Genomic DNA, 6,033 nt, shown 5'->3' on the forward strand with positions numbered 1-6,033 from the left:
CCCACCGTCAGATCCAGCCGCGCCGGCACGCCTCGACGCCGACCTGGAAGCGGCTGGACGCGCCCACCCGTTCGCTGACCAACGCCATCATCCGCTGCACGCTGCGCAGCGAGACGCCCAGCTGACGTGCCGCGTACTCGTCGGTGTGGCCGATGCTGAGCAGCCGCAGCAGTTCGCGTTCCTGAGGGCTGAGGCCCCGGTCGTCGCGGGGCGGGTCGTCGCCGATCGGGGTGGCGGTGGACCACACGTGCTCGAACAGGGCACACATCGCGCGGACGATGCCGGGGGTCTCGATCTCCACCGCCCCCGCCCCGGGGTTGTCCGGGTCGATCGGTATCAGCACGGTCCGCCGGTCGACGATGACCATCCGCAGGGGGAGGGAGGCGACGGTCCGGCTCTGGCTGCCGTGCCCGGCCATCTCGCGGGCGTGGGCCAGCGTGACCGGGTCGTTGCGGAAGCTGTCCTGATAAAGGTTCCGGATCCGCACCCCGCGCTGGAGCGCCTGCCGGTTCAGCGGCGCCTCGGCGGCGATGGTCGCCGCGGACTGGGCACCGCCGGGCGTGAAGGAGGCGCATTCGACCTGTGCGCCGGCGGCGAGTTCGACCAGCCGTTCCCGTACGACGTCGATGTCGTCGAGGCGGGTGACCGACTCGCGCGTGTCGTGGGCGTGGTACGCCGTCGCGATGGCCGCGACGGCCGCCCGCGTGGCCTCGATCTGGTGCTGCCGGGTGGCGATCTCGGCTTCCGCTTTGAGTAACAGCGCCGTGAGACCGGCCTGGGGCCGGACCGCCTGGAGCGCTCCCGCCGGGCCGGTCCGGATCAGCGCCAGGTCGATGAGGTTCTCCAGCGCCGCGCGCACGTCCGCCTCGGTGAGCGACAGGTGTTCGGCCAGACCGGCGACGCCCAGGTGCGGCAGCCGCAGGACGGCGGTGTAGACGGCCTCGTCCTGCGCGGAGAGCCCTAACGCGTCCAGCATGTCGCCATGATTGCGATTCAGCGCGGCGACGACTGTGCGATGCGTGCCAGGTTGCCTGCAATGCGCGCCATACTTCTGCCCTCGCGTTGCGTGACCGGCTCGTGACCTGGAATACAAAGTTAGTGCTGGCCACGATCGGTACGTACAGTTTCAGGGTGACTGAGCACATCGATCGGGAGCACCTGGAGATCTGCCTCCAGGTGTTGGCCAAGCTGGACGACCTTCCCATCGAGCACCCCGACGCGGTGCTGGTCCGGGCCGCCACCGCCCGACTCTTCAAAACGGTCAAACAGCGCCGTAAGGCCGAACGCCGGGCGGAGATCAGCGCCGCCGACCGGGCTGTGATCTCGGCCACCGCGACCGGCGCCCCGGGTCGCATCGACGACGAGACGCAGGGGCTGCCGCTCTCCACGCCGACGGCCGGCGCTTCGGCGGGCACGTACACCCGGGCGCGTCCCTGCTACATCTGCAAGGAGCGCTACCACGAGGTGGACGCGTTCTACCACCAGCTGTGCCCGACCTGCGCCGCGTTCAACCACGCCCGCCGCGACGCCCGTACGGACCTGACCGGGCGCCGGGCGCTGCTGACCGGGGGCCGGGCGAAGATCGGCATGTATATCGCCCTGCGGCTGCTGCGCGACGGCGCGCACACCACGATCACCACGCGCTTTCCCAACGACGCGGTGCGCCGCTTCGCCGCGATGCCCGACAGCGCCGAGTGGCTGCACCGGCTGCGGATCGTCGGCATCGACCTGCGCGACCCGTCCCAGGTGATCGCCCTCACCGACTCGGTCGCCGCCGAGGGCCCGCTCGACATTCTGATCAACAACGCGGCGCAGACGGTACGGCGTACTCCCGGGGCCTATGCGCAGTTGGTGGCCGCCGAATCGGCGGCCCTGCCCGCCGGTGACCTGCCCGAGATGATCAGCCTCGCCCCGGCCGGCGGCGCCTCCCCGACGTCGCTGGCCAGCCTGGCCCTCACCCAGGGTGCGCCGGCCGCGAGCATGTCGGCGCACGCGGTGACCGCGCTCGCGCTGACCGCCGGTTCGGCCGCGCCCGACCGCATCGCCGCGGGCACCGCGATCGACGCCGGCGGCCTGGTGCCCGACCTGGTGCACAGCAACAGCTGGGTGCAGGTGGTGCAGGAGGTCGACCCGATCGAGATGCTCGAAGTGCAGCTGTGCAACGTCACCACGCCGTTCCTGCTGGTCAGCCGGCTCCGTGCGGCGATGGCGGCGTCGCCGGCGCGGCGCAAGTACGTCGTGAACGTGTCCGCGATGGAGGGGCAGTTCAGCCGGGGTTACAAGGGACCGGGGCACCCGCACACCAACATGGCCAAGGCGGCGCTGAACATGCTCACCCGCACCAGCGCCCAGGAGATGCTCACCGACGGCATCCTGATGACCAGCGTCGACACCGGCTGGATCACCGACGAACGGCCGCACCACACGAAGATGCGGCTGGCCGACGAGGGCTTCCGCGCCCCGTTGGACCTGGTGGACGGCGCGGCCCGGGTCTACGACCCGATCGTGCGCGGCGAGCTCGGCGAGGACCTCTACGGCTGCTTCCTGAAGGACTACGCCAAGTCCGCGTGGTAGGTCCCGCGCGTGGCGGGACCGGCTGCCGCAGCCGAACGGGCCGTGTGCACCAAGGTCAAGACGCCGCTGGAGCGCGGCGTCGCCGGCCTGATGGCCCTGGCGGTGGTGGCATCCGACGGCACGAAGGATGAGATCGACGACGCCAGGATCGAGTCGTCGGCGCGGCTGCTCGACCTGTTCGCGGCCGCGACGGCCGCGTCCCAGGCGTCGACCACCGGCGCGCTGCGGACCGCCTTCGCGAACCTGGCCAGCGTCGCGCGCAGGCAGGCGAACCAGATCCGCACGGTCAAGTCCGCCTACCCGGAGCTGGTCCTGCAGGCGGCGGACACCACCGCGCTGGAGGGCGCCGTCAACAAGCTCGAGCCGTACTGCGGCAGGTACTGGTAGGCGCACGGCGCGGCTCCGCCCGCACCCGAAGGCCGGCACGGGCGAAGCCGCGCCCGTCACGTCACTAGCTGACCGACCCGTTCACCACCCGGTCGCCGCGGAGCTGGGCGGGCCGCTGGTCGCCGGGCGCGGACCCGGCCGCCGCCACGGAGGTGACCGAGCTCGGGAACGCCGTGATGCCCACCGACGGGAACAGGTCGTGCGTCGGCCACGCCGACGGCGCCACGTTGGCGACCTCCGGATAGATGTCCGGCACGCCCCCGCCGCTGGCGAAGATGGCGTAGCCCCAGCCGTCCGTGCGGTACACGATCCGGGTGGCCACGCCGGGCATGCCGCCGCCGTGCTCGAACCCCCGGACGCCGCCCGCCTCGTTCCAGGAGTTCCAGCCGTTCGCGTAGTTCGGTAGCTCGACGTCGGTCGCCGAGGCGTACAGGGACGGCACCGTCCACATCGCGTTCACGGTCGCCTGGGTGAGCAGCGGGTTGGCGTTGCCGATGGCGAAGGACGCGAGGATCTTGGCGTAGTCGACCGGCGCCATCGTCCAGCCGCCGAACGCGTCGAACAGGACCAGGTCCTCACCGCCGTAGGCGAGCGGCAGCCGCGCCGACGACCCGGCGGCCGGCCCGTCGATGGCGCTGGGCACGATCCGCAGGTCGTCCCAGCCCGGCGCGGTGTCGTGCTGGCGCACCGTGCCGGCCAGCTGCTGCGACTGCCGGGCGATGCTGCGGTGCGGCCGGGACAGGCCGAGCGGCGTGAACATCGTCTGCTGCACGGAGGTGGCGTAGGCCGTACCCCGGAGCCTCTCGATGATGAGGCCCAGCATCAGGTAGCCCAGGTTGCTGTACTCCTGCTCGGCGCCCGGCGCGAACTGCAGCGGCCGACCGGCCATGTACCGCGCCACCTGCAGCTTGGTCACCGGCAGGTTCGTCTGGCCGAAGGCGGCCGCGACGGTGTTGACCGACGGGAGGTCGCTGACCTCGCTGCGGTCCCAGCCGGCCGTGTGGGTGAGCAGGTGCTGCACCGTGATGTTCCGGAACCGGGAGTCCATCGTGCCGCCCGGTGCCGCCGTCAACCCCAGTACGGACTGCAGCGTGGTGTTGAGGGTCAGCCGTCCCTGCTGGATCAGCTGGTGGATCGCGATCGACGTCAGCGGCTTCGAGCAGCTCGCGAGCCGGAACATCGTGGTCGGCTGGGTCGTGGGGTAGCCCGACTCGGCCCAGGTGTAACCACGGGCGTGCACGAGGCGCCCGCCGCGCGTGATCGCGACGCCGACGGCGCGGGTGCCCGTACTGCTCATGAACTGGCGGACCTTGTTGTCGACCGCCGCGAACGCCGCCACGTACGTGCCGGTCTGCGTGTACGCCCGCGTGGCCGGGATGTCCCGGGTGGCGAACAGCGCGGCGAACCGGGTGCTGCCGGCCGGCCCGCCGGCCTGTACGTGGATCGGGTAGTAGCCCTGACCGACCAGGGTGTTGTACTCGGCCTGGTAACCGGCGCTGGTCATGTTGTGCCGGGCCACCAGGGCGCCGAGGCTGTCGGCGCGGAACACCGAGGTGTAGGTGGCGTCCGGGTTGACCGACACCAGGGCGGGCCGCGCCCACTGCTGCGCCTGGGCGTTGTAGCGCTGCTGGTAGTCGCTGGAGCTCTCGCCCCACCAGCCGGCGACCGACCACAGCTCCCGGGTCGGGTTGGGGTCGAGCACGATGGCGAAGCGCCGGTCGGCGGCGGTGCCGTACGGCGCGATGCAGCGGGGGATCCAGTTGTTGGTCCGGGCCTGGGCCAACCAGTAGTCGATCGTGCCGGAGTCGGTGTTCGAACCGGTCCGCAGCAGGTGCCGGGTGAGCGACACGCCGCTGCTCGAGCGCTCCATCACGGCGGCGAACACCGGGTTGCTCGCCGGCCCCGTGGCGGTCAGCAGCACCGGGGTGTACCCCTGGGCCGCCCATGTGTCGAAGAAGGTCTGGAACTGCGCCGCGGTGGCGCCGTGGATCCCGGCGAACGGCTGCCCGCCGCGCTGGATCCACACGGCCGCGTACAGCGGCGCGCTCCGGTCGCCGTACACGCACAGCGAGATCGGCCGGTAGCCCTGGGGCACCAGCGTGTTCCACTGGTTCTGGAAATCGGCGTGGCTGCGGTCGTGCGTGGCCACCATCGCTTCGCCGGCGGCCAGCCGCGCCGGAGCGGACCGTGGCGCCGCTGCGGCGGGCGAAGCCATTCCGGGTACGGCGATCGCGACCGAGGCCGCTCCCGCGCCGAGCAGCACCTGACGCCGGGAAAGGGCAGGGCTGGGTCGTTCAGTCATGCGGTGTCCTCCAGATATGGACCGGGGTTGATGCCGTGCCGGGGAGTCTGGCAGCCGGATCGTGGCGTCGCCGCCGATGCTGGACACGGTTGGACACATGCTGGAAACCGCGCGATATGGGTCAACGCGTCGATGTGAGGGCGGGCTACCCTACCGGCGACACGTGCGCCGAAATCCGCATGTATGCGGTGTGCGCCATGCGTTCCTGAATGGAGGCCCTGAGCATGTTCGATCTGAGAGGTGCCGCACCTCGCTGGGCGGCCGGCGTCGCCGCGGTCGTGGCCGGCACCGCTGTGGCGGTGGGCGTCGCCTCGCCGGCGCAGGCGGCCGCCCCTCGGTGCAACGCTGTGGATTTCATGCCGTACATCCACGGTGGGGGAGGCGTGCTGGAGCTTCCGGTGTACCGGTCAGGCGGCTCGATCACGGTGTTGTGCACCCTGTCGTACGGCGACAGCGGTGATGACGTCCGGCAGCTGCAGTGGATTCTGAACTACTGCTACAAGAAGAGCCTGTCGGTGGACGGGCAGTTCGGTCCCAAGACCAGGACGGCCCTGATGCAGGCCCAGGACACCGAGAACGTCAAGGTCGACGGGATCTACGGGCCCCAGACCGCCATGGCGTTCAAGTTCCCCTGGATCCCCAACGGCGGGTGCAAGCGGCTCTGACGCGCGACATAGCCGGAGGCCGGGGTCAGCTGACCCCGGCCTCCGGCTTTCACTTCCCGTCCCTACGGGCTGGTGCAGGTCGGCGACGGGGTCGACGGTGAACCG

5 protein-coding genes are annotated in these 6,033 nt (G+C 71.2%); 3 read left to right on the forward strand and 2 right to left on the reverse strand.

Annotated elements, in window-relative coordinates; all coding sequences use genetic code 11:
* Positions 1-7 precede the first annotated feature (7 nt).
* Positions 8-976, reverse strand: coding sequence for a LuxR family transcriptional regulator (locus tag ABD211_RS09215; RefSeq protein ID WP_344128343.1), 969 nt, complete (start codon positions 974-976; stop codon positions 8-10).
* A gap of 155 nt (positions 977-1,131) precedes the next feature.
* Between ABD211_RS09215 and ABD211_RS09220 the strand changes: the two genes are divergently transcribed.
* Both ABD211_RS09220 and ABD211_RS09225 read left to right on the forward strand, forming a co-directional pair.
* Positions 1,132-2,574, forward strand: a complete 1,443-nt coding sequence (locus ABD211_RS09220; RefSeq protein ID WP_344128345.1) for an SDR family NAD(P)-dependent oxidoreductase — start codon at positions 1,132-1,134, stop codon at positions 2,572-2,574.
* A gap of 9 nt (positions 2,575-2,583) precedes the next feature.
* Positions 2,584-2,961 carry a hypothetical protein gene (locus ABD211_RS09225; RefSeq protein ID WP_344128347.1) on the forward strand — a complete coding sequence of 126 codons (378 nt, stop codon included), beginning with the start codon at positions 2,584-2,586 and terminating at the stop codon, positions 2,959-2,961.
* A 64-nt stretch (positions 2,962-3,025) separates the two neighbouring features.
* Here ABD211_RS09225 and ABD211_RS09230 read toward each other — a convergent pair whose 3' ends face one another.
* Positions 3,026-5,263 (reverse strand): serine hydrolase, encoded by a 2,238-nt coding sequence (locus tag ABD211_RS09230; protein ID WP_344128349.1) that lies wholly within the window; start codon positions 5,261-5,263, stop codon positions 3,026-3,028.
* A gap of 224 nt (positions 5,264-5,487) precedes the next feature.
* On the opposite strand from ABD211_RS09230, the gene ABD211_RS09235 reads away from it, so the two are divergent.
* Positions 5,488-5,928: a peptidoglycan-binding domain-containing protein gene (locus tag ABD211_RS09235; protein ID WP_344128351.1), complete on the forward strand. Its 441-nt coding sequence runs from the start codon at positions 5,488-5,490 to the stop codon at positions 5,926-5,928.
* The last annotated feature ends 105 nt before the right edge of the window (positions 5,929-6,033 follow it).

Origin of the sequence: Luedemannella flava, assembly GCF_039528515.1 — a bacterium.
GTDB classification, from domain to species: Bacteria; Actinomycetota; Actinomycetes; order Mycobacteriales; family Micromonosporaceae; genus Luedemannella; species Luedemannella flava.